Raw genomic sequence first — 21,849 nt, 5'->3', positions numbered from 1 at the left:
GCCGCAGCGGCCTGCGGACGTGAGGGGAGCCCAGGGTGAGCGCACCGGCCGCGGACGGCTCCGTCCCCGCCGGGCTCGCCGCGCTGCTGGCCGAGGCGCTCGCCGGCGGCACCGGGCTCCCGGTGACCTGGCACGCGACGCACCCGGTCACGGGCGAGCCGATCGCGGTCACCGCCGGGGCGCTCCCCGCCCCGCCGTCCGAGGGGGTGCCCCCGGCGTCGGTGGACGCCCTGGCCGGCAGCCTCGACGTGACGGAGGCGGCCGGGCAGCTGGCCCGGCTCGTCGTCCCCGGGCTGGCCGACTGGGCGACGGTCACGGTCCTCGGTGACGACGGCGCCCCGGCCCGCTCGGCCGTCGCCCACCGCGACCCCGCGCTGGTCCCGGCCGTCGCGACCTACATCTCCCGCCGGGTCACCGCTCCCCGCGACCAGGCCTCCCTCGCCACCGCCCTGCGCTCGGGCGAGCCGGTGCAGATGCGCGAGATCGGCAGCGACCTCGGTCCCGACGCCCAGCCCGATCCGGAGGTGCGGGCCGCCTGGCGCGCCCTGGACCCGACGTCGTCGCTGTTCGTCCCCCTGGTGGCGCGCGGCGAGAGCTTCGGCGTGCTCTCGCTGGTCAACGGCGCCGACCGGCCTCCGCACGACGCCGCGGAGATCGCCGCGGCCGTGCGGGTGGCCCGCCGCGCGGCGGTGGCGCTGGACAACGCCCGCCTGTACGAGCGGCAGCTGCAGGTGGCCGAGACCCTCCAGCACAGCCTGCTGACCCCGCCTCCGCAGCCCGCCGGCCTGGCCCTCGCGGTGCGCTACCGGCCGGCCAGCCAGCACGCCCTGGTCGGTGGTGACTGGTACGACGCCTTCGAGCAGTCCGACGGCGCGACGTCGCTGGTGATCGGGGACGTCGTGGGCCACAACGTCGAGGCCGCGTCGGCGATGGCCCAGCTGCGCAGCGCCGTCCGGACGCTGGCCTACGACCGGCCCGACAGCCCCGCCGGCACCCTGGAGCGCGTCGACCGGGTGCTGGCCGGACTGCACGTCGGCACCCTGGCCACCGCCCTCGTCGCCCGGCTCGAGCGCCCCGGTGCGGACGGCAGCCGCACGCTGCGCTGGTCGTCGGCCGGGCACCTGCCGCCCCTGCTGGTGCACCCCGACGGGCGCACGCGGCTGCTCAGCACCCCGCCGGAGCGGATGCTCGGCACCGACGAGCCGGCGCGGCGCACCGACCACGAGGCCACCGTGGCGCCCGGCGACACGGTGCTGCTGTGCACCGACGGCCTGGTCGAGGCCGGCCGGGTGGGCATCGACGAGGGGCTGGCGCGGGTCGCCGACGCCGTGGTCGACCTCGCCGGCCTCGCGCCCGGCGCGCTGTGCGACCGGCTGCTGTCCCGGCTGGTCCCCGACCGCGCCGAGGACGACGTCGCCGTCCTCGCGGTCCGCTGCCTGCCGACCGGGGAGGACTGAGCGGCGGTCAGCCGGCGATGCGGGAGCACTCCGGGCAGCGCGCGTCCTCGCCGATGCGGTGCCAGGCGAGGTCGGCCACGGCGGTGACCAGGAGGCCGCACTCGGAGGCGGCCAGCCCGTCGACCACCGGCCGGGACACGGCGTGCGCGCGCCCGACCACCCGGTCGCTGTCAGCGGTCCCCCGGCGACCGGGGACGGCGGTCGGCGTGCCCGCGACGTAGAGGTCGGCTCCCATGGCACGACGATGCACCCCCGGAACGACACCGCGGTGTCCGCGCGGTGACCTGCCGGTGACGACACAGGCACGTCCGCGCGCCGGGGTGCGGTGCGGCCGTAGGGTCGGCGGGGTGAGTCGCGCGGCAGCCGGGTACCTCGCCGCCGAACTGCGCCGTGCCGGCCTGACCGACGTCGACGACTCCGGCCTGGCCCGGGCGCTGTACTCCTCCGACGGGTCGCTGTACCGCGTGCTGCCCCGCGCCGTCGTCCGGCCCCGGCACCCGGACGAGCTGGCCGGCGCGCTCGAGGTCTGCCGGTCGCTCGGCGTGCCGCTCACCGCCCGCGGCGCCGGCACCTCGATCGCCGGCAACGCGGTGGGGCCCGGCGTCGTCCTGGACACCAGCCGGTACCTGACCCGGGTGCGCGCCGTCGACCCCGAGGCGCGGACGGCGACGGTCGACCCCGGTGTCGTGCAGGCCGCGCTGCAGGCCACGGTCCGCCCGCACGGTCTGCGCTTCGGCCCCGATCCCAGCACGCACAACCGGTGCACGGTCGGCGGGATGATCGGCAACAACGCCTGCGGCTCCCGCGCCCTGGGCTACGGGCGGACGTCGGACAACGTCGTCGGCCTGGACGTGGTCACCGGCGGCGGGGAGCGGCTGACGCTCGGCCCCGGTGGGACCACCGGCGGCGCCACGCTGGACCGGCTGCGCGACCTGGTCGCCGGCGACCTGGCAGCCATCCGCACCGAGCTGGGCCGCTTCGGCCGGCAGGTCTCGGGCTACTCGCTGGAGCACCTGCTGCCCGAGCGCGGGTTCGACGTCGCCCGGGCGCTGGTGGGCAGCGAGGGCACGCTCGCGCTGGTGCTCGGTGCCACCGTGCGCCTGGTCGCCGACGCACCGGCCCGCGGGCTGGTCGTGTTCGGCTACCCGTCGATGGCCGAGGCGGCCGACGCCACCCCGGCGCTGCTCCGCCACTCCCCCACCGCCGTGGAGGGCCTGGACGAGCGGATCGTGCAGCGGCTGCGCGACGTCCCCGCGGCGACCGTGCCGGACCTGCCGCGCGGCGCCGGGTGGCTGGTCGTGGAGCTCACCGGCGACTCGGTCGCCGCGGTGGAGTCCACGGCACGCGGCGTCGTCGCCGACGCCGGCGCGGTGGACTCCCTCGTGGTCACCGACGTCGCCGAGGCGGCGGCGATCTGGCGGATCCGGGAGGACGGCGCGGGCCTGGCCGCGCGCACCTCCGACGGCCGCCCCGCGCACGCCGGCTGGGAGGACGCCGCGGTCCCGGTCGAGCGCCTCGGGACCTACCTGCGCGAGTTCGAGGCGCTGCTCGTCGACCACGACCTGCAGGGCGTGCCCTACGGCCACTTCGGCGACGGCTGCGTGCACGTGCGGATCGACTTCCCGTTCGGCCGCGAGCCCGACCGCGGCCGCGCGGCGTACCGGGCGTTCGTCACCGACGCCGCGGCCCTGGTCGCCCGGCACGGGGGGTCGATCTCCGGCGAGCACGGGGACGGCCGGGCCCGCGGTGAGCTGCTGGCCACCATGTACTCGGGCCGGGTCCTGTCGCTCTTCGAGCGGGTCAAGGCGGTCTTCGACCCCGACGACGTGCTCAACCCCGGCGTGCTGGTGCGCCCGGCACCGGTCGACGCCGACGTCCGCGTGGCCGCCGCGCCCCGGCTGACCACCGGCCTGGCGCTGGCCTACCCGCACGACGGCGGCGACTTCTCGAACGCCGTCCACCGCTGCACCGGTGTCGGCAAGTGCCGGGCGGACCTGACGGCGTCCGGCGGGGTGATGTGCCCGTCGTTCGTGGCGACCCGGGAGGAGAAGGACAGCACCCGCGGCCGCGCCCGCGTGCTGCAGGAGATGCTCGCTCCCGGCGGCCCGGTCACCGGCTGGCGCTCGCCGGAGGTGCACGAGGCGCTGGACCTGTGCCTGTCGTGCAAGGGGTGCTCGCGGGACTGCCCGACCGGCGTCGACATGGCCGCCTACAAGTCCGAGGTCCTGCACCAGACCTACCGCCGGCGGTTGCGCCCGCGCAGCCACTACGTGCTGGGGCGGCTGCCGTTCTGGTCCGACCTGGCCGCGCGGGTCCCCCGCCTGGCGAACGCGCTCACCGGCTCGCGACTGGGCGGCCGGCTGGCGCGCTGGACCGCCGGGGTGGACCAGCGGCGCTCGCTGCCCTCCTTCGCGCCGCGCACCTTCCGGGCCGAGTGGGCCGCCCGTCCGGCCGCGACCCACGACGGGCCGCCGGTCGCGCTCTGGGTCGACTCCTTCACCGACCACTTCGCGCCGTCGGTGGCGCACGCCGCGGTGGCGGTGCTGGAGGACGCCGGCTACCGGGTGCAGGTGACCGGCGCCGACACCTGCTGCGGGCTGACCTGGATCACCACCGGCCAGCTCGACGCCGCCCGCCGGGTGCTCGGCCCGACCGTCGCGGCGCTGACCCCGCTCGCCGCGGCCGGCGTGCCGATCGTGGGCCTGGAGCCCTCCTGCACCGCGGTGCTGCGCGGCGAGGCCCGGGACATGGTGACCGGCGGCGAGGCGGTCGCGGCGGCCACCCGGACGCTGGCCGAGCTGCTGCGCGAGACCCCGGGGTGGACGGCGCCGGACCTCACCGGGCTGCCGGTCGTGGCGCAGCCGCACTGCCACCACCACTCGGTCATGGGCTGGACGGCCGACGAGACGCTGCTGCGCGACGCCGGCGCCGACGTGCAGCGGCTGGGCGGCTGCTGCGGGCTGGCCGGCAACTGGGGCGTCGAGGTGGGCCACCACGACGTGTCGGTCGCGATCGCCGAGCACCAGCTGCTGCCGGCGGTGCGGGACCTCGGCGAGGACGGCGTGGTGCTGGCCGACGGCTTCTCCTGCCGCACGCAGCTCGACGACCTCGCCGGCCGCCGCGGGCTGCACCTGGCCGAGCTGCTGGCGCAGCGCCTCGGCCGGTAGCGCTCAGCGGCGGACGGCGCGCACCACCCGGCGGAGCCCGAGCCAGGTCACCGCTGCTCCGGCCACCCACGGGCCGGCGACGAGCACCGGGTCGATCGTCTGGTGCCGGGCGTCGACCCGGCCGCGGCGGGAGGCGACCGGGTGCGCGCCGGCCTCGGCGAGGACGCCGGTCTCGGTGACCGGGTTGTCCGGCCGCAGGGTGGCGAACGACCGCAGGTGCGCGCCGGTCGCCTCGACCCGGTCGCCGGCGATCAGCAGCAGCCAGTGCGCGAGCCGGGCCTCGCTGAAGCGCGCGTACGCGTGGCGGCGGATGGCGCCGGAGACCCCGTGCAGCGGCTGGGCGGTGCCGAAGACCGGGGTGATCGACGCGTGCTCGATGGAGCGCTCGCGGGGGCCGTGCCGCTCCGGCTGCTGGTCGGGGACCTCCCAGTGCGCGCCGGAGAGGTCCTCCTGCCACTGCAGCTTGGGCACCGAGGGGCGGTCTGCGGGGTCGAGGTCGACGCCCCAGAAGGGGATGCGCGCCTTGAGCTGCTCGGTCGTCTCGGGCAGCGGGGGCTTCTGCGGGGTGTAGGCCATGGTCGCTCTCCTCGCTCAGGCCGCGCCCGGCACGACGAGGGGCTTGATGACCCCGTCGAGCTTGGCGGAGAAGACGTGGTACCCCTCGGCGACGTGCTCGAGCGGGAACCGGTGGGTGACCAGCTCGGACGGGGTCAGGTGGCCGTTGCGCACGTGCTCGAACAGCCGCGGCCACTGGCGCTTCACCGGCGTCTGGTTCATCCGCAGCGTGAGCCCCTTGTTGAGGGCGTCGCCGAACTTGACCATGTTCGGGATCGGGCCGTAGGCGCCGACGACGGAGACGGTGCCGCCCTTGCGCACCGAGTCGATGGCCCAGTTGAGCGCGATCGGCGAGCCGCCCTGCAGCTTGAACTTCACGCCGCTGAGGTGCATGAGCAGGTTGCCGTCGGCCTCCGCGCCGACCGCGTCGATGGCGACGTCGGCACCGAGGTGGCCGGTCGTCTTCTTCATCTCCACGACGATGTCGTCGTACTCGGCGAAGTTGAACGTCTCGGCCTTGGCCCACGACCGGGCCGTCTCCAGCCGGTACTCGAGGTGGTCGACCACGATGACCCGGCCGGCGCCCATGAGCCAGGCCGACCGCGCGGCCACCAGGCCGACGATCCCGGCGCCGAAGACGACGACGACGTCGCCCTCGACGATCTCGCCGAGCTGGGCGCCGAAGTACCCGGTGGGGACGGCGTCGGTGAGCAGGACGGCGTCCTCGTCGCTCATCCAGTCCGGGATCCGGACGGGCCCGACGTCGGCGAACGGCACCCGCACGTACTCCGCCTGACCGCCGTCGTACCCGCCGGTGGTGTGCGAGTAGCCGTAGATGCCGCCGACCGCCGTGGCGTTCGGGTTCACGTTGTGGCAGTTGGAGTAGAGCCCGCGGGCGCAGAACCAGCAGGTGCCGCAGAAGATGTTGAACGGCACCATCACGCGGTCGCCGACCTGGAGGTTCTCGACCGACGGGCCGACCTGCTCGACGACGCCGATGAACTCGTGGCCGAAGGTGTGCCCGATCCGGGTGTCCGGCATGAGCCCGTGGTAGAGGTGCAGGTCCGAGCCGCAGATGGCGGCCAGGGTGACCCGCACGATCGCGTCGTTGGGGTGCTCGATCGTCGGGAGGTCCTTCTCCTCGACGCGGAGCTTGTACGGGCCCCGGTACACCATCGCTCGCATCGGCGGACGGACCTCCTCGTCGGACCGGGGGGTCCCGGCGCGCACGTATGTCGCCGGGTTGGCTCCCCGACGTCTCCGACCCTGCGCCGGTCACCGCCGCGCTGCCACTCGAGACGGGTCAGCGGCCGGCCAGCACGTCGTCCAGGGCGAGCCGGTCGGCGTCGTCGCGGTCGATCCGCCGCACGTCCTCGCCGCCCGCGATCAGCAGCGCCGGCCAGCGGAGCGCGTGCCGCCGCATGGCGCGGGAGGAGAGGCGCCGACCCCGTGCGGACTGGCCCTCCAGCGCCACCTCCGGCGGGACGTCGAGCAGCAGCACCCGGACCGTCCGGCCGGCGGCGCGGGCGGCGCGGAGCACCACGGCCCGCCAGGCGGGGCTCGTCCAGGGGTCGGTGAGGACGACGACCGGCGTGGGCCCGCGCACCGCGCGCAGCACCCGCCACCGGTGGGCGAGGTGGACGACCGGCCGCAGCAGGCGGTACGGCACCCGCACCCCGGCGTCGCGGAGCCGGGCGGCGACGTCCTCGGAGTCCAGCCCGGCCACCTCCGGTCCCTCGTGGGAGGACCACCGCCGCAGCACCGTCGTCTTCCCGCTCCCGGGCAGGCCGCCCACGACGACCAGGGTCTCCCCGTCGCGTGGCGGGCGCGGCAGCAGCAGCCCGACCGCGGGCGCCGTCGATCCGTTCGTCATGGCGGTCCCCTCTCCCCGGCGTCCACGCTCGGCGGTCCGCGTGCGAGGGAGCCGGGAGACGGCTGGGCGGCAGCTGTGAGTGGTGGGCGCGGCAGCGGTCGTCCCGATCGCCGCCCGCGGGACCCACAGCGGCGCCACGGGTGCGTGCCAGGTGGCGCACAGGCAAGGGACCGAACCTCCTGGCGACGGCTGGACGGTCCGGCCGACAGGAGGACATCGTGCGCAAGAAGCTGATCATCGCCGGCGCCACCGGGGCGCTGACCCTGGCCGGTCTCGGCGTCGCCCTGCCCGCGCTGGCCGACGACGACACCCCCGCCGCCGGGGCCACGTCGCCGGAGGACCGCATCCGGGACGCGCTCTCGGGCCTGGTCGACGACGGCTCGATCACCGCCGAGCAGGCCGACGAGGTGGCCACCACGCTGAGCGACGCCGGGCTGGGCGGCCACGGCGGTCCGGGCGGCTTCGGCGGCCGGCTCGCCCTCGACACCGCCGCCGAGGCGCTCGGCATGACCGAGGACGAGCTGCGCACCGCGCTGGAGGCCGACGACACCAGCCTGGCGGACGTGGCCGAGGCGCAGGGCGTGCCGGTCGACGACCTGGTCGCCGCGCTCGTCCAGGCCGCGCGGGACCACGTCGCCGAGGAGGTGGCGGAGGGCGACCTCACCCAGGAGGAGGCCGACCAGCGCCTCGCCGACCTCGAGCAGCGCGTCACCGAGCGGGTGAACAGCACCGACCTGCCCGGCCCGCGCGGCGGCCACGGCGGTCACGGCGGGCCCGGCGGGGAGGACGACGGCGACTGAGCCACCCACCGGAACGCGGCGGTCACCCCGGTGAGGTGACCGCCGCGTCGTCCGGCTCGGCTGCCGTCCCGGCGGGGATCGCACCCCGCGGACGGGCTGCGTCAGTGCGTCTGGGTCTGCCGCGCCATGTGGGCCTCGAAGCTGCCCGTCGCGTAGTTCTGCCCGTTGATGCGGGTGACACCCGGCTGGTACGGCGCCGTTCCGCCGCCTCCGCTGAACAGGCCCAGGAGTCCGAGGACCCCCCACATCGCCGCGAGCATGCCGATCGTCGCGCCCTGGGCCACGAGCCCGATGTTGATGAGCGCGCCGCCCAGCGCGGTGCCGAGGAACGAGGTCGTGAACTTGTGCTCGCGCATGAAACGCAGCACCCGCCGTACGCGGTACATGGTGGATCCCTCCCGTCGCGCGGACGCCGTGTCCGCGGCCGGGCTCATGGTGAGCGGCATCCGCTCCCCGGCGTCGACGCCTCGCCCGGAGGGGGACGGCTGGTGCTGCTGGGGCCGACGGCGTCCTCCGGACACGGCCGGCGCGGGCCCCACCTGCCTCGGTGGTCGGAGGAGATCCGTCGGCGTCACGCCCACGGGTCTCCTCCACACCTCGTTGACGGATGACGCTAACGATGTATCGTTAGCGTCATCCGATATCCCAGGAGGATCACCATGCACCCCATGCGAGGACACGCCGGCCATCCCGGCTCCCGACGCTTCCACCACCCCCGCGGCGGCTCCCCCGGCTTCGGCGAGGGCCGCCCCCTCGGCTCGCACCGGGGCGGCCCGCACCCCCGCGGCCGCCGTCCCCGCGGCGACGTCCGCACCGCTGTCCTGCAGCTGCTCACCGAGCAGCCCATGCACGGCTACCAGCTCATGCAGGCCATCGCCGAGCGAAGCGGCGGGCGCTGGACCCCCAGCCCCGGCGCGATCTACCCGACGATCAGCCAGCTCGAGGACGAGGGCCTGGTCACCGTGACCGCCGAGGCCGGCCGCAAGCTGGTCACCCTCACCGACGCCGGCCGCGCGCACGTCGAGGAGCGGCGGTCCACCTGGGCCGACCCCTTCTCCGGCGAGCAGGGCGCCACTGCCGGACCGGACCTGCGCGGACTGGTCATGAGCCTGCACGGCGCGGTCAAGGAGGTCGCCCGCACCGGCACCGACGCCCAGCGCGCGGCTGCCGCGGAGCTCCTGGCCGAGACCCGCCGGTCGCTGTACCTGCTGCTCGCCGACGGCGCGGCGCCCGGAGGTGCCGAGTGACCGCCCCGCTCACCGCCCGCGCCGACGTCGGCACCGCGACCCCCGAGCGGTACGCGAAGCAGCTGGCCGCCCACCTCGGCCGGCGCAGCGAGATCCGCGAGGAGGCCGACGGCGTCCGCATCGTGCTCGCCGTCGGCGACTGTCTGCTCCGGTCGCAGGAGGGCAGCCTCGAACTGCTGGCCACCGCGCCCGGGCCCGAGGAGCTCGAGCGGGTCCAGGCCGTCGTCGGCTCGCACCTGGAGCGCTTCGGTCAGCGCAGCGAGCTCCAGGTGGTCTGGCGGCGGGACTGAGCGGTCAGCTCCGCCGGGCCAGCGCCCGGTCGAGGAAGGCGGTCACGTCGGCGAGGACCTCGTCGGCGTTCGTCTCGTTGAACACCTCGTGCCGCGCTCCCGGGTAGACGCGCTCCTCGTGCCGCCCGCCGCCGAGGTGGGCGATGCCGACCCGGCTGCCTTCAACCGGCACCAGCTGGTCGTCCGCGCCGTGCACCCACATCAGCGGCAGGTCCCCGAGGTCCGGTCCGGCGTCGACGGCCGCGAGCGCCCGCTGCCACGCCTCGAGCATCGGCCGCTTGAACGGCCCGTGCCAGACCAGCGGGTCGGCGACGTAGGCCTCCCCCACCGCCGGGTCCCGGGACAGCGTCGTGCTGTCCAGCGGGACGTCGGGGATCTCCGGCAGGGCCAGCAGCGCGTCGGCCGTGGCGAAGGCGCCGACGACCGGCCCGGACAGGACGAGGGCCGCCAGGGTGGCGCCGTACCGCTGCGCGTACCGGGCGGAGATCAGCCCGCCCATCGAGTGCCCGACGAGGACGACCGGCAGCCCCGGGCGCTCGGCCCGGGCGCGCTCGTCGACGGCGTGGAGGTCGTCGACCACCCGCTCCACGTCGCCGAAGACGACCCGCTCGCCCTCGCTGCGGCCGTGGCCCATGTGGTCGAGGCCGTACACGACCGCGCCGTGCGCCACCAGCGCCGCGGCCACGTGCTCGTACCGGCCGACGTGCTCGCCGTAGCCGTGGGCCAGCAGCGCGACGTAGCGAGGGTCGCCGTCCCCCTGCCAGGTGCGGGCGGCCAGCCGGCCGGTCGATCCGTCCAGCGTCCAGTCCCGGGCCGTCGTCACGGCCCCGAGCCTAGGGCTGCCGGGCTCGGCAGGCAGGGCAGGCGGGCAGCCGCTTGGATGCGGGAGGGGCGACGCCGGAGTCGTCCTCGAGGCGGGACGGTGCCCCGATGTACATCTGCATCTGCCGGGCGGTGAGCAGCACGACCGTGCGGGCGGTCATCGCCGACGGCGCGCGCACCGTGCGCCAGGTCGCCGATGCCTGCGGGGCGGGGACGGACTGCGGGCGCTGCACCGCCCACGTCCGCGCCCTGCTCGAGGAGCGGCACGGCCCGCGTCCCCGGGGCCGGCTGCAGTCCGGCGAGACGACGGACCGTGACCGGTGACGGAAGGAGCGCAGCGATGGTCTACCTGGTGACGATCTTCCCGGTGGAGGACTACGACTCCTACGTCGCGGAACTCGAGCGGTCCGCCGACCGCTTCGCCCGTCTGGACGTGACCGCGTACTGGGTCTACCGGGCCACCGACGACGGCCGGGAGGTCATGAACGTCTTCCAGTTCCCGAGCACCGAGCACGCCAAGCGGTTCCTGCGCTCGCCGGAGGTCGACGTCCCCCGCTTCCTGGACTCGCTCACGCTCGAGATCTACCCGACGTTCTTCCTCGGCGAGCAGACGGTGTCCCGCGAGCTGACTCCTCCGCCCGGGACCGGACCGGCGTGACCCGGCCCCGGACGGCGAGGGTCAGACGTTCTGCGGGAAGCCGAGGTCCAGGCCGCCGTGGCTGGGGTCCAGCCAGCGGGAGGTCACGACCTTGCCGCGGGTGAAGAAGGAGATGCCCTCGGTCCCGTGGGCGTGCGAGTCGCCGAACAGCGAGTGCTTCCAGCCACCGAAGGAGTAGTAGGCCATCGGCACCGGGACCGGCACGTTGATGCCGATCATCCCGACCTCGACCTCGTTCTGGAACCGCCGGGCGGCGCCACCGTCGTTGGTGAAGATCGCGGTGCCGTTGCCGTACTCGTTGCCGTTGACCAGCTCGAGCGCCTGCTCGTAGGTGTCGACCCGCAGCACCGACAGCACCGGACCGAAGATCTCGTCGGTGTAGACGCTCATGTCGGTCGAGACGTTGTCCAGCAGCGTCGGCCCGAGCCAGAACCCGTCCGCGGCACCGTCCGGGCGCACCTCGCGGCCGTCGACGACGACCTTGGCCCCGGCGGCCTCACCGGCGTCCACGTAGGAGGACACCCTGTCCCGGTGCTCCCGGGTGACCAGCGGCCCCATGTCGCAGCCGCGCCGTCCGTCGCCGGTGCGCAGCGTGGCGGCCCGCTCGGCGATCCGCGCGACCAGGTCGTCGCCGATCCCGCCGACGGCGACCAGCGCGCTGATCGCCATGCACCGCTCCCCCGCCGACCCGAAACCGGCGTTGATGGCGGCGTCGGCGGCGAGGTCCAGGTCGGCGTCGGGCAGCACGACCATGTGGTTCTTCGCCCCGCCGAGGGCCTGCACCCGCTTGCCGGCGCGGGTGCCGTTCTCGTAGACGTACCGGGCGATCGGCGTCGACCCGACGAAGGACACCGCCTTGACGTCGGGGTGCTCCAGCAGCCGGTCGACCGAGACCTTGTCGCCCTGCACCACGTTGAACACGCCGTCGGGCAGGCCGGCCTGCTTCCACAGCTCGGCGATCCAGAGCGCCGCCGACGGGTCCTTCTCGCTCGGCTTGAGGACGACGGTGTTACCGGTGGCGATCGCGATGGGGAAGAACCACATCGGGACCATGGCCGGGAAGTTGAACGGGCTGATCACCGCCACCGGCCCGACGGGCTGGCGGACCGAGTGCACGTCGACGCCGGTCGAGGCGTTCTCCGTGAAGCCGCCCTTGACCAGGTGGGGCACCCCGCAGGCGAACTCGACGACCTCCTGGCCGCGGCTCACCTCGCCGAGCGCGTCGGAGAGGACCTTGCCGTGCTCGGCGGTGATGATCTCCGCCAGCTCCCCCTTGCGGGCGTTCAGCAGCTCCCGGAACGCGAACAGCACCGTCGTCCGCTTGGCCAGCGACATGTCCCGCCAGAGGGGGAACGCCCTCGTCGCCGCGGCGACCGCGGCGTCGACCTCGTCGACCGACGCCAGCACGACCTGACCGGTGACCTCGCCGGTCGCGGGGTCGGTGACCGGCGCGGTGCGGCCGGAGGTGCTCTCCCGGAGAGCTCCGTCGATCCAGTGCGGGATGGTTCCGGGCATGGCTGTACCTCGGTTCTCGGCGGCGTGGCTGCCGCGAGACTAGTGCTCGGCGCCGCGAAATGGACCAAAGGTTCGCTCCGCGCGACCGTCAGGCGCCCGGCCGGTAGGGCGGCGCGACGCCCCAGCCCCAGCGCGGCACCGGGGCGTGCTCGACGACGTCGGCGCCCTCGGCGGAGTTCTGCACCGCCAGCCGCGTGCCCCACTCGGCGTAGCCCATGAGCGCGGCACGGAGCTCGGGGTCGTCGGGCAGCCCGGCCTCGTCGGCGGCACGGGAGAGCAGGGTGACGAAGCGCAGCCGCTGCTCCGCGGTGATCCCCAGGTCGCGGTGGTGGCGCAGCATGTTCGCGTAGCCGCCCAGCGAGGCGGTGTACTCGGCCGGCCCGCCCATGACCTCGCACCACCAGGTGACGACGTCGCGCCGGTGCTGGTGCGACACCCGCCCCCCGAAGACCGGCGACAGCAGGTCGTCGTCCTCCACCAGGTCGTAGTAGCGCCCGAGCCAGCGCTCGAAGGCGGGGCGGCCGCCCGCCCAGTCGTGGATGGTCGGCGGATCTGCCGTCATGCCCTCCTCCTCCGGTCGCGGTGGCCGGACCCTTCCTGGCGCGCGGCGACCGCGGCGGACAGGACTAGGCCGCCGCCTTCTCCAGCACGTGGACGCCGCAGGCCGAGCCGAGGCCGATGACGTGCGCCAGCCCGACCCGCGCGCCCTCGATCTGCCGGTCGCCGGCCTCGCCGCGCAGGTGGGTGGCGACCTCCCAGACGTTGGCGATGCCGGTGGCGGAGACCGGATGCCCCTTGGACTGCAGGCCACCGGAGACGTTCACCGGGGTGCTGCCGTCGCGCCACGGAGCGCCGGACCGGAAGAAGTCCACCGCGCCCCCGGGCTCGCAGAGACCGAGGTTGTCGTAGTGCACGAGCTCCGCGGTGGCGAAGCAGTCGTGCAGCTCGACCAGGTCGAGGTCGCCCGGGCCCACGCCGGCCTGCTCGTAGGCAGTCGCCGCCGCCCGGCGGGTCAGGGTGTTGATGTCGGGCAGCACCTGGCAGCCGTCGGTCCACGGGTCGCTGGTCAGCACCGAGGCGCTGATCTTCACCGCCCGGCGCTGCTGCTCCAGCGACAGCGTGCGCAGCTTGGTCTCGCTCACCAGCACCGCAGCGGCCGCGCCGTCGCAGTTGGCCGAGCACATCGGCCGGGTGTTCGGGTAGGCGATCATGACGTCGTTCATGATCTCGTCGAGGGTGAGCCGCTTCTGGTAGGCGGCCATCGGGTTGAGCGTCGAGTGCGCGTGGTTCTTCTCGGAGATCCGGGCGAACAGCTCGAAGTCCGCTCCCCCGTACCGGTGCGCGTACTCCATGCCGATCTGGGCGAAGACGCCCGGCATGGTCTCGGTGCCGATCCGGCCGTCGAGCGGGGCGACCGCGCCGTAGCGCCCGTCCCGCACCCAGTGCCCGCCCTCCTCCCTGCGCGCGTTGCCGGTGAGCAGGCCGGCGCCGGACAGTTTCTCGACGCCGACCGCCATGCCGGTGTCGACCTCGCCGGACTTGATCGCCATGACCACGACCCGGAGCGCCGTGGCCCCGGTCGCGCAGGCGTTGGCGACGTTGTAGACCGGGATGCCGGTCTGCCCGATCTGCTTCTGCAGCAGCTGGCCGAAGCCGTTGCCCCCGATGAGGTTCCCGGCCGCGAGCACCCCGATGTCGCCGATGCCGACGCCGGCGTCACGCATGGCTCCGATCGCCGCCTCGGAGCCCAGGTCGAGGGTGTCCTTGTCCCGGTGCTTGCCGAACCGGGTCATCGAGATGCCCAGGATCCACACGTTCTCGGCCACGGAGCGCTCCTCTCAGGGAACCGGCTCGAAGCCGTAGCCCACGGCCTCGGTCCCGGCGGCGTCGGTGCCGACCGGCACCGTGGTCAGGCGCACCCGCATGCCGAGCGTGACGTGCTCGGGGTCGGGCGGGGTGTTGACGACGTTGCCCTTGACGCTGGTGCCGCCGCAGTCGACGACACCGGCCACGAAGGGCACCTCGACGCCCTCGGCGGCGAACTGCACGATCGTGAAGGTGGTCAGCTCGCCCTCGGTCGGCACGTCCGCCGAGCGGAAGTCCAGCTCCCCGCAGCTCGCGCAGGCGCTGCGGCGGTCGAAGTACCGGGCGCCGCAGCCGGTGCACTCGGCGGCCACGAGGTGCGGCTCGTCGTCGAGCACCAGATAGTCGACCAGCGGCACGCGCTGCATGAGTCCTCCACTCGTGCGGATGTGGCCGGGACCATAGCGAGGACGTTCATCGGGGCGACGCGGCGACGTCCCCGAAGTTTTGATTGATTCCGGACTGGGATCGCGCAAGGATGAGGTCGTGCCATCCACCATGGACCTGGAGCGCATGCTCCGGGACGCCGAACTGCGGGTCACCCGCCCCCGAGTGGCGGTGCTCTCCGCGGTGTACGACCACCCCCACGCCGACACCGAGTCGCTCATCGGCGCGACGCGGGAGCGGCTGGCGGACGTCTCCCACCAGGCGGTCTACGACGGCTTGCGCGTCCTCACCTCGGCCGGGCTGATCCGCCGGCTGCAGCCGACGGGATCGGTCGCGAGGTACGAGGCCCGCGTCGGGGACAACCACCACCACGTCGTGTGCCGGTCCTGCGGCGTGATCGTCGACGTCGACTGCGCCGTCGGCTACGCGCCGTGCCTGACCGCTGCCGACGACGCCGGCTTCCAGATCGACGAGGCCGAGGTCATCTACTGGGGGCGCTGCCCGGCCTGTGCGGCCGGGCGTCGTCCCGAACCACCCCACCGCAAGTGAGCAGAGAGAGGGAGACCGTGAGCAAGGAAGAAGACAAGGTCGAGACCGCCAGCACGAGCGAGAGCGAGAACCCGGCGATCCCCTCGCCGACCCAGCACAGCACCGGGCGTCCGCGGAGCAACCGCGACTGGTGGCCCAACCAGGTCGACCTGGACGTGCTGAACAAGCCCTCGAAGGACTCCGACCCGCTGGGTGCCGACTTCGACTACAAGGCGGCCGTCGCGACCCTGGACGTCGAGGCGGTCAAGCGCGACATCGTCGACGTCATGCGCACGTCGCAGGAGTGGTGGCCCTCGGACTGGGGCCACTACGGCCCGCTGTTCATCCGCATGTCGTGGCACGCCGCCGGCACGTACCGCATCGCGGACGGCCGGGGTGGCGGCGGCCAGGGCGGCCAGCGCTTCGCCCCGCTCAACAGCTGGCCGGACAACGCGAACCTGGACAAGGCCCGCCGCCTGCTGCTGCCCGTCAAGCAGAAGTACGGCCGCAAGCTCTCCTGGGCCGACCTGCTCGTGCTCGCCGGCAACGTCGCGCACGACGACATGGGCCTGAAGACCTTCGGCTTCGCCTTCGGTCGCGAGGACACCTGGCAGCCCGAGGAGACCTTCTGGGGTCCCGAGGACACCTGGCTCGGTGACGAGCGGTACGCCGACGAGGTCCCGCTCGACCTGGACGAGGGACCGCTCGCCGCGGTCACCATGGGTCTGATCTACGTCAACCCCGAGGGCCCGCGCGGCAGCGGCGACCCGCTGGCGTCCGGTCACGACATCAAGGTGACCTTCCGCCGCATGGGCATGACCGACGAGGAGACGGTCGCCCTCATCGCCGGCGGCCACACCTTCGGCAAGACCCACGGCGCCGGCAACCCCGAGCTGGTCGGTCCGGAGCCCGAGGGCTGCCCGGTGCACGGCAACGGCCTGGGCTGGATCAGCCAGTACGGCACCGGCAAGGGCGCCGACACCATCACCAGCGGTCTCGAGGGTGCCTGGACGCCCACGCCGACCACCTGGGACAACAGCTACTGGGACACGCTGTTCGGCTACGACTGGGAGCTCACCACGAGCCCGGCCGGCGCCAAGCAGTGGCAGCCGACCAACCCCGAGGCGCAGCAGCTCGTCCCCGACGCCCACATCGAGGGCAAGAAGAACCCCCCGATGATGTCGACCGCCGACATGGCTCTCATCAAGGACCCCGAGCTGCGGGCGATCTCGGAGCGCTTCAAGAACGACCCCGAGTACTTCGCCGACCAGTACGCGCGGGCGTGGTTCAAGCTGCTGCACCGCGACATGGGCCCGAAGACGCGCTACGTCGGTCCCGACGTCCCGGCCGAGGACCTCATCTGGCAGGACCCGGTTCCCGCGGTCGACCACGAGCTCGTGGGCGAGGCGGAGATCGCCGACCTCAAGCAGCGGCTGCTCGACTCCGGGCTGACCGTCTCGCAGCTGGTGCACACCGCCTGGTCCGCCGCCGCGTCCTACCGCGGCACGGACAAGCGCGGCGGCGCCAACGGTGCCCGCATCCGCCTCGAGCCGCAGATCAACTGGGCGGCCAACGCCGGCGTCCAGGAGGTCCTGCCGGTCCTCGAGCGGGTCAAGGCCGAGTTCGAGCAGACCGGCAAGAAGGTCTCGCTGGCCGACCTGATCGTCCTCGGCGGCAGCGCGGCGGTCGAGAAGGCCGCGGCCGACGCCGGCGTGAGCATCACCGTGCCGTTCCACCCGGGCCGCACGGACGCCACGCAGGAGCAGACCGACGTCGAGAACTTCAAGTGGCTCGAGACGCGGGCCGACGGCTTCCGCAACTGGATCGCCCCGGGCAGCAAGCTCCCCGCGGAGACCCTGCTGGTCGACAAGGCCTACATGCTGGAGCTCACGCCCAAGGAGATGACCGTGCTCGTCGGCGGTCTGCGGGTGCTCGGCGCCAACACCGGCGGCGTGCAGCACGGTGTCTTCACCGACCGCGTCGGGGTGCTCTCCCAGGACTTCTTCCGCAACCTGCTCGACCTGGGCATCCAGTGGCGGAGCGCGGTCGAGGGCGAGGGCGTCTACGAGGGTCTGGACGCCGACGGCAACGTCGTCCGCACCGCCACCGCAGCCGACCTGGTGTTCAACTCGAACTCCATCCTGCGCGGCATCGTCGAGGTCTACTCCTTCGACGACACCAAGGAGAAGTTCGTCCAGGACTTCGTCGAGGCGTGGGTCAAGGTCATGGAGCTCGACCGGTTCGACCTGCACAACTGATCGGGTCCCGGGGCCGGCCTGCACGGCCGGCCCTGGGCACCACAGCGGCCACACCGGGGCGCCGACGGGACCTCCGTCGGCGCCCCGCGCGCGTCCGGGGGACGCGTCCGGTAGGCAGTGAGCACCCACCCACCCCGACTCAGGAGGCGACCGACGTGACGGTGCGCAGTGCGGTCCGCTGGGCCACGACCCACGGTGCGATGCGACTGGCGATCCGCGCCCAGGTCCGCCGCGGCAACGCCGACGCCGAGGTGCTCAGCGACCCGGCGGTGCGCGAGGACCCGTACGGGCGCTACGAGCGGCTGCGGACGGCGGCCCCGTTCGCCGGCGGCGCGTTCGCGCGGGTCAGCGTCCACCACGACGTCTGCACCGAGGTGCTGCGCAGCGACGACTTCGGGGTGATCGGCGGGAACCGCGCCGACACGCTCCCCCCGGTGCTCGGCAAGGCGCTGCGGCTGGCCGGCCCGCGACCGAGCATCGGCCCGATCGACCCGCCGTCCATGCTCGCCGTCGACCCGCCGGAGCACACGCGCTACCGCAGGCTGGTCAGCCGCGCCTTCACCGCCCGCGCCGTCGCGCACCTGCGCGACCGCACCGGCGAGATCGCCGCGGAGCTCCTCGACGACCTCGAGCGCGACGCCGCCGGCGGGCAGCCGGTCGACCTGGTGGCGCGCTACGCCAGCCTGCTGCCGGTCACGGTCATCTCCGAGATGCTGGGCGTCCCGGTCGCCATGCGCGAACAGTTCCTCGCCTGGGGCGACGGCGCCACGCCGAGCCTCGACATGGGCCTGTCGTGGACGACGCACCGCAGCGTCGAGCGCAACCTCACCGAGCTGGACTCCTGGTTCCGCGGGCACCTGCGCCGGCTCCGGCAGGACCCCGGCGACGACCTGCTCTCCCAGCTGGCGGTCATGGCCGACGACGACGGCAGCGGGCTCACCGAGCAGGAGCTGGTGGCCACCGCCGCCCTGGTCTTCGGCGCCGGCTTCGAGACGACGGTCAACCTCATCGGCAGCGGCGCTGCGCTGCTGTTCGCGAACCCCGACCAGCGCCGGGTGCTGGTCGACGACCCGTCGCTGTGGCCCAACGCCGTCGACGAGATGCTGCGCGTCGAGTCACCGGTGCAGCGGACCGGACGGCGGGTCAAGCGGGACACCACCGTGCGGGGCGTGCAGCTGCGTGAGGGCGAGCTGGTGCTGCTCGGACTGGCCGCCGCCAACCGGGACCCGGAGGTGTTCGAGGACCCGCACCGCTTCGACGTCACCCGTGCCAACGCGCGCGACCACGTGGCGTTCTCCAGCGGCATCCACTTCTGCCTCGGCGCCGCACTGGCCCGGATGGAGGGCGAGGTGGCGCTGCGCGCGCTGTTCGAGCGGTTCCCCGACCTCGCGCCCGCCGGCAGGGGGACACGGCGGCGCACCATCATCCTGCGCGGTTACGAGCACCTCCCGGTCACGCTCGGCCGACCGGCCGAGCGCTCTACTGCTGTGCCGGCCGGTCCCGCCGCCACCTCGCCATGACGTCGAGGAAGTCGGGCACGCCCAGCAGGTGCGTCCCGCCGTCGGCCTGCAGCACGACACCGGTCACCCACGCCGCTGCACGGGAGCAGAGGAAGGCCACCACCTCCGCGATGTCCGACGCCTCCGCGACCCGGCCCAGCGGCGTGCGCTCCGCGAACGCCTGACCGAGCGGCCCGTCGACGACGGCGTCGGAGAACGTCTCGCTGCGGGTGGCGCCCGGGGCGACGCTGTTGACGCGGACCCCGCGCGGGCCGAACTCGGCCGCGGCCACGCGGGTCAGCTGGTCGAGGGCCGCCTTCGCCGCGGAGTAGGCCGCGTGCCCGGGGGTCACCCCGCCGAGACCGCCGTTGACCGAGCTGATGTTGACGATCGCCCCGGCGGCCTGCCCCTCGGGGCGGCGGCGGATGTACTCCCGCATGGCGAGGAACGCGCTCGTGGTGTTGCCGGTGAAGACCTGGGCCCAGGTGTCCTCGTCGAGGACCGCGATCGGCCGCAGCGGCCCACCACCGGCGTTGTTGACCAGCACGTCCACCCGTCCGAAGGCCCGCTCGGCCGCGTCGAAGGTGGCCGCGACATCGGCCGACGAGGTCGCGTCCCCGGGGACGGCGAGGACGCGGTCCTCCCCCACCTCCGCGCCGATCGACCGGGCGGCCTCCTCGAGGACGTCGGCCCGCCGGCCGGTGATCACCACCCGGGCGCCGTGCCGCGCCAGGGACCCGGCCACCCCGCGGCCGATCCCGCTGCTGCCACCGGTGACGACGGCGACGTCGCCCACGAGCTCGGTCACGGTCGCTCAGCTCGTGGCGTAGCCGCCGTTGACCGGGATGGTCTGCCCGGTGACCCAGGAGGCCTCCTCGCTGACCAGCCAGGCCACCGCGGCGGCGACGTCGCTGCCCTTGCCCAGCCGCGGCACCGCGTAGGCGCGGAGCTGCTTGAGCGCCATGTCGGACGCCTCGTCCATGCCGGCGTTGTTCTGGGTGGCCAGCGAGATGCTGTTGCAGGTGATGCCGTGCCGGCCGACCTCCTTGGCCAGCGAGCGCATCAGCGCCGGCCCGGCGCCCTTGGAGGCGGCATAGGTGGCGATCAGCTTGTCGCCCACCCGGGCCGACTCCGAGCTGATCGTGACGACCCGCCCCCAGCCCCGCTCGAGCATCCCGGGCAGGGCGGTGTGCGTGCAGTTCATCGGGCCGTAGACGTTGAGGTCGACGAACGCCTTCCAGGTGGCCGGGTCCTCGTCGACGAACTTCTTCATCTGGATCCCGGTGATCGGGATCCCCGCGTTGTTGACCAGGATGTCGATCGGCCCGAAGAGCCCGAACGCCTCGCGGACGGCATCGAGGTCGGTCACGTCGGCGACCACCGGCTCGGCCTTGCCGCCGGCGGCGCGGATCTCCTCGACCACGCGCTCGGCCCGGTCGGCGAACAGGTCGTTGACGCCGACGGTGATGCCGCGGGCGGCCAGCACCCGGGCCGTCTCCGCGCCGACGTTCTGCCCGGCCCCCGTGATCAGTGCGGTCTGTCCGGTCTGCTCAGCCACAGCGTCGTCCCTCTCGCTCGCCTCCGTCGGCCGGTGTGTCGCCGATCACCGGCACCCTAGGGCCGGGGAGCGAGCCGTCCCGGCCGGACGGGCACCGACGACCCCCGGGACGGACGTGGGCCGCTCTCCGGCGCGCGCAGGCACGACCGGAGCATCACGCGCACGTGACCGCAGGCCCGGCCACACCGCGCCCGGTCGCGACCCGGGTGTCGCGACGTCGTCCGGGTCACTCCGGGGCGATCAGGTCTGCGTTCAGCGAGTGCCGGGGCCGGCCGGCGAGCGCGTCGACGAGTTCGCGGGCGCCCTCGGTCCCGGCGGCGCGACGGGCTTCGGCGGTCTGCCCGGCCAGGTGGGAGTAGACCGTGATGCCGTCGACACCCCGCAGGGGGCTGTCCGCCGGCAGGGGCTCGGTCGCGGTGACGTCCAGCGCCGCGCCGGCCAGCCGCCCGGCGCGGACCGCGGCCGCGAGGGCGGCCTCGTCGACGATGCCGCCGCGAGCGGTGTTGACCAGGTGCGCGGTGGGCTTCATGAGCGCCAGCGCGTCGGCGTCCAGCAGTCCCCGGGTGGCCGGTGTCAGGGCGGTGTGCACGGAGACGAGGTCGGACGCCGCCAGCAGCTCCGGGAGCTCCACGAACCCGACCTCCGCCTCGCCGCGCTCCCCGGCCGGCACGCCCGTGGTGCAGAGGACGGTGAGCCCGAAGGCCCGCGCGAGCGGGACGACGGCCCGGGCGGAGGCCCCGTAGCCGCTGAGCCCGAGGACCTTGCCGCGCAGCTCGGAGCCGTCCTCGCGCGGCCACCCACCGTCGGCGACCCCGATCGCCACCGGCACCAGCCGGCGCGCCTGTGCCAGCAGCAGCGCCATCGTGTACTCGGCGACGGCGACGGCGTTGATCCCGGGCAGGTTGCTGACGGAGACGCCGGCCTCGGTCGCGGCGGCCACGTCGACGGAGTCGTATCCCACGCCGGTGCGCACGAGCGCCCGGAGGTCCGGCGACCGCCGCAGGACGTCGGCGGTGACCGGCTCGTTGGCGATGAGCGCGCCGACCGCGCCCTCGAGCGCGGCCACGAGGTCCTCGGGGTCCCGCCGACCGCGCAGGGGCCGGTGGCGGGTGGCGTACCCCGCGGCGCGCAGGATCTGGTCCACCTCGTCACCGGGCTGCAGGTAGTCGGTCGTCACGAGGACGGTGGGCGCGGTCATCCGCACACCTCGACACGACCGCGCAGTCCCAGCTGATGGTCTACTCCGCCGCCGCGGGGCTCGGCACCCCACCGCGGCGGATCGGCCACGAGGAGGCCACCGTCACCCGCGGCCAGGTCGGCTACGAGTTCGCCGGCTGGTTCCAGTTCCAGCCCATCTGGGAGCGGATCAGCC

General features: G+C 74.4%; 23 protein-coding genes. 10 read left to right on the top strand and 13 right to left on the bottom strand.

All coding sequences use genetic code 11. From position 1 onward, the window contains the following. Positions 1-35 precede the first annotated feature (35 nt). Positions 36-1,457: a PP2C family protein-serine/threonine phosphatase gene (locus DQ240_RS10665; RefSeq protein WP_113839596.1), complete on the top strand. Its 1,422-nt coding sequence runs from the start codon at positions 36-38 to the stop codon at positions 1,455-1,457. A gap of 7 nt (positions 1,458-1,464) precedes the next feature. Here DQ240_RS10665 and DQ240_RS10660 read toward each other — a convergent pair whose 3' ends face one another. Continuing rightward, positions 1,465-1,692, bottom strand: a complete 228-nt coding sequence (locus DQ240_RS10660) for a hypothetical protein (RefSeq protein ID WP_113839595.1) — start codon at positions 1,690-1,692, stop codon at positions 1,465-1,467. A 112-nt stretch (positions 1,693-1,804) separates the two neighbouring features. Between DQ240_RS10660 and DQ240_RS10655 the strand changes: the two genes are divergently transcribed. Continuing rightward, positions 1,805-4,624 (top strand): FAD-binding and (Fe-S)-binding domain-containing protein, encoded by a 2,820-nt coding sequence (locus DQ240_RS10655; RefSeq protein ID WP_233498633.1) that lies wholly within the window; start codon positions 1,805-1,807, stop codon positions 4,622-4,624. Positions 4,625-4,627: 3 nt separating this feature from the next. Here DQ240_RS10655 and DQ240_RS10650 read toward each other — a convergent pair whose 3' ends face one another. The 3 genes from DQ240_RS10650 to DQ240_RS10640 form a co-directional block, all read right to left on the bottom strand. After that, positions 4,628-5,200 carry a hypothetical protein gene (locus DQ240_RS10650; protein ID WP_113839593.1) on the bottom strand — a complete coding sequence of 191 codons (573 nt, stop codon included), beginning with the start codon at positions 5,198-5,200 and terminating at the stop codon, positions 4,628-4,630. Positions 5,201-5,215: 15 nt separating this feature from the next. Next, positions 5,216-6,364, bottom strand: coding sequence for a zinc-dependent alcohol dehydrogenase (locus tag DQ240_RS10645; protein WP_113839750.1), 1,149 nt, complete (start codon positions 6,362-6,364; stop codon positions 5,216-5,218). Between the two features lie 118 nt (positions 6,365-6,482). Next, positions 6,483-7,052, bottom strand: a complete 570-nt coding sequence (locus DQ240_RS10640; RefSeq protein WP_113839592.1) for an AAA family ATPase — start codon at positions 7,050-7,052, stop codon at positions 6,483-6,485. 218 nt (positions 7,053-7,270) lie between these two features. Between DQ240_RS10640 and DQ240_RS10635 the strand changes: the two genes are divergently transcribed. Beyond that, entirely contained in the window at positions 7,271-7,852 is a 582-nt protein-coding gene (locus DQ240_RS10635) for a hypothetical protein (RefSeq protein WP_113839591.1), read from the top strand. A gap of 101 nt (positions 7,853-7,953) precedes the next feature. Here the strand turns inward: DQ240_RS10635 and DQ240_RS10630 are convergent, their stop codons facing one another. Next, a complete protein-coding gene (locus DQ240_RS10630) occupies positions 7,954-8,238 on the bottom strand; it encodes a hypothetical protein (protein ID WP_147261974.1) in 285 nt (94 codons plus the stop codon). Positions 8,239-8,520: 282 nt separating this feature from the next. Here DQ240_RS10630 and DQ240_RS10625 point away from each other — a divergent pair, with 282 nt between their 5' ends. Next, on the top strand, positions 8,521-9,099 hold the full coding sequence (locus tag DQ240_RS10625) for a PadR family transcriptional regulator (RefSeq protein WP_199589236.1): 579 nt from the start codon (positions 8,521-8,523) through the stop codon (positions 9,097-9,099). Then, a complete protein-coding gene (locus tag DQ240_RS10620; protein ID WP_113839588.1) occupies positions 9,096-9,389 on the top strand; it encodes a DUF2218 domain-containing protein in 294 nt (97 codons plus the stop codon). The genes DQ240_RS10625 and DQ240_RS10620 overlap by 4 nt, the downstream gene beginning before the upstream one ends. A gap of 4 nt (positions 9,390-9,393) precedes the next feature. Here the strand turns inward: DQ240_RS10620 and DQ240_RS10615 are convergent, their stop codons facing one another. Then, on the bottom strand, positions 9,394-10,212 hold the full coding sequence (locus DQ240_RS10615) for an alpha/beta hydrolase (RefSeq protein ID WP_113839587.1): 819 nt from the start codon (positions 10,210-10,212) through the stop codon (positions 9,394-9,396). Positions 10,213-10,319: 107 nt separating this feature from the next. Between DQ240_RS10615 and DQ240_RS10610 the strand changes: the two genes are divergently transcribed. After that, a complete protein-coding gene (locus DQ240_RS10610) occupies positions 10,320-10,535 on the top strand; it encodes a bacterioferritin-associated ferredoxin (protein WP_113839586.1) in 216 nt (71 codons plus the stop codon). 16 nt (positions 10,536-10,551) lie between these two features. Continuing rightward, a complete protein-coding gene (locus DQ240_RS10605; RefSeq protein WP_113839585.1) occupies positions 10,552-10,869 on the top strand; it encodes a hypothetical protein in 318 nt (105 codons plus the stop codon). A gap of 21 nt (positions 10,870-10,890) precedes the next feature. On the opposite strand, the gene DQ240_RS10600 is transcribed toward DQ240_RS10605, so the two are convergent. The 4 genes from DQ240_RS10600 to DQ240_RS10585 form a co-directional block, all read right to left on the bottom strand. Next, a complete protein-coding gene (locus DQ240_RS10600) occupies positions 10,891-12,384 on the bottom strand; it encodes a CoA-acylating methylmalonate-semialdehyde dehydrogenase (protein WP_113839584.1) in 1,494 nt (497 codons plus the stop codon). Positions 12,385-12,472: 88 nt separating this feature from the next. Beyond that, complete coding sequence (locus DQ240_RS10595; protein WP_113839583.1) at positions 12,473-12,946, bottom strand: group II truncated hemoglobin; 474 nt, start codon at positions 12,944-12,946, stop codon at positions 12,473-12,475. Between the two features lie 64 nt (positions 12,947-13,010). Further along, positions 13,011-14,210, bottom strand: coding sequence for a thiolase family protein (locus DQ240_RS10590; RefSeq protein ID WP_113839582.1), 1,200 nt, complete (start codon positions 14,208-14,210; stop codon positions 13,011-13,013). Positions 14,211-14,222: 12 nt separating this feature from the next. Next, positions 14,223-14,615 (bottom strand): Zn-ribbon domain-containing OB-fold protein, encoded by a 393-nt coding sequence (locus DQ240_RS10585; RefSeq protein ID WP_113839581.1) that lies wholly within the window; start codon positions 14,613-14,615, stop codon positions 14,223-14,225. A 118-nt stretch (positions 14,616-14,733) separates the two neighbouring features. On the opposite strand from DQ240_RS10585, the gene DQ240_RS10580 reads away from it, so the two are divergent. The 3 genes from DQ240_RS10580 to DQ240_RS10570 all read left to right on the top strand — a co-directional run bounded on the left by DQ240_RS10580 (position 14,734) and on the right by DQ240_RS10570 (position 18,940). Beyond that, the gene (locus DQ240_RS10580) at positions 14,734-15,183 is read left to right on the top strand and encodes a Fur family transcriptional regulator (protein WP_113839580.1); all 450 of its coding nucleotides are present in this window, start codon (positions 14,734-14,736) and stop codon (positions 15,181-15,183) included. A 17-nt stretch (positions 15,184-15,200) separates the two neighbouring features. Next, positions 15,201-17,420 carry a catalase/peroxidase HPI gene (gene katG, locus DQ240_RS10575; RefSeq protein WP_199589235.1) on the top strand — a complete coding sequence of 740 codons (2,220 nt, stop codon included), beginning with the start codon at positions 15,201-15,203 and terminating at the stop codon, positions 17,418-17,420. A 155-nt stretch (positions 17,421-17,575) separates the two neighbouring features. Next, entirely contained in the window at positions 17,576-18,940 is a 1,365-nt protein-coding gene (locus DQ240_RS10570) for a cytochrome P450 (RefSeq protein WP_233498632.1), read from the top strand. Here the strand turns inward: DQ240_RS10570 and DQ240_RS10565 are convergent. The 3 genes from DQ240_RS10565 to DQ240_RS10555 all read right to left on the bottom strand — a co-directional run bounded on the left by DQ240_RS10565 (position 18,900) and on the right by DQ240_RS10555 (position 21,675). After that, a complete protein-coding gene (locus DQ240_RS10565) occupies positions 18,900-19,727 on the bottom strand; it encodes an SDR family NAD(P)-dependent oxidoreductase (protein ID WP_113839579.1) in 828 nt (275 codons plus the stop codon). The genes DQ240_RS10570 and DQ240_RS10565 overlap by 41 nt on opposite strands. Positions 19,728-19,733: 6 nt before the next feature. Further along, positions 19,734-20,477, bottom strand: coding sequence for an SDR family NAD(P)-dependent oxidoreductase (locus tag DQ240_RS10560; protein ID WP_113839578.1), 744 nt, complete (start codon positions 20,475-20,477; stop codon positions 19,734-19,736). A 226-nt stretch (positions 20,478-20,703) separates the two neighbouring features. Beyond that, the gene (locus tag DQ240_RS10555) at positions 20,704-21,675 is read right to left on the bottom strand and encodes an NAD(P)-dependent oxidoreductase (protein WP_113839577.1); all 972 of its coding nucleotides are present in this window, start codon (positions 21,673-21,675) and stop codon (positions 20,704-20,706) included. Positions 21,676-21,849 lie beyond the last annotated feature (174 nt).

This window comes from Blastococcus sp. TF02A-26 (assembly GCF_003319125.1).
Lineage (GTDB): Bacteria > Actinomycetota > Actinomycetes > Mycobacteriales > Geodermatophilaceae > Trujillonella.
This window is presented reverse-complemented; position numbering and strand designations above follow the sequence as displayed.

Excerpts from the sequence above, each read along its gene's own strand:
- DQ240_RS10650 (WP_113839593.1), bottom strand. The coding sequence starts at position 5,200 with ATGGCCTACACCCCGCAGAAGCCCCCGCTGCCCGAGACGACCGAGCAG.
- DQ240_RS10605 (WP_113839585.1), top strand. The coding sequence starts at position 10,552 with ATGGTCTACCTGGTGACGATCTTCCCGGTGGAGGACTACGACTCCTAC.
- DQ240_RS10640 (WP_113839592.1), bottom strand. The coding sequence starts at position 7,052 with ATGACGAACGGATCGACGGCGCCCGCGGTCGGGCTGCTGCTGCCGCGC.
- DQ240_RS10610 (WP_113839586.1), top strand. The coding sequence starts at position 10,320 with ATGTACATCTGCATCTGCCGGGCGGTGAGCAGCACGACCGTGCGGGCG.
- DQ240_RS10625 (WP_199589236.1), top strand. The coding sequence starts at position 8,521 with ATGCGAGGACACGCCGGCCATCCCGGCTCCCGACGCTTCCACCACCCC.
- DQ240_RS10645 (WP_113839750.1), bottom strand. The coding sequence starts at position 6,364 with ATGCGAGCGATGGTGTACCGGGGCCCGTACAAGCTCCGCGTCGAGGAG.
- DQ240_RS10555 (WP_113839577.1), bottom strand. The coding sequence starts at position 21,675 with ATGACCGCGCCCACCGTCCTCGTGACGACCGACTACCTGCAGCCCGGT.
- DQ240_RS10660 (WP_113839595.1), bottom strand. The coding sequence starts at position 1,692 with ATGGGAGCCGACCTCTACGTCGCGGGCACGCCGACCGCCGTCCCCGGT.
- DQ240_RS10630 (WP_147261974.1), bottom strand. The coding sequence starts at position 8,238 with ATGTACCGCGTACGGCGGGTGCTGCGTTTCATGCGCGAGCACAAGTTC.
- DQ240_RS10600 (WP_113839584.1), bottom strand. The coding sequence starts at position 12,384 with ATGCCCGGAACCATCCCGCACTGGATCGACGGAGCTCTCCGGGAGAGC.
- DQ240_RS10595 (WP_113839583.1), bottom strand. The coding sequence starts at position 12,946 with ATGACGGCAGATCCGCCGACCATCCACGACTGGGCGGGCGGCCGCCCC.
- DQ240_RS10585 (WP_113839581.1), bottom strand. The coding sequence starts at position 14,615 with ATGCAGCGCGTGCCGCTGGTCGACTATCTGGTGCTCGACGACGAGCCG.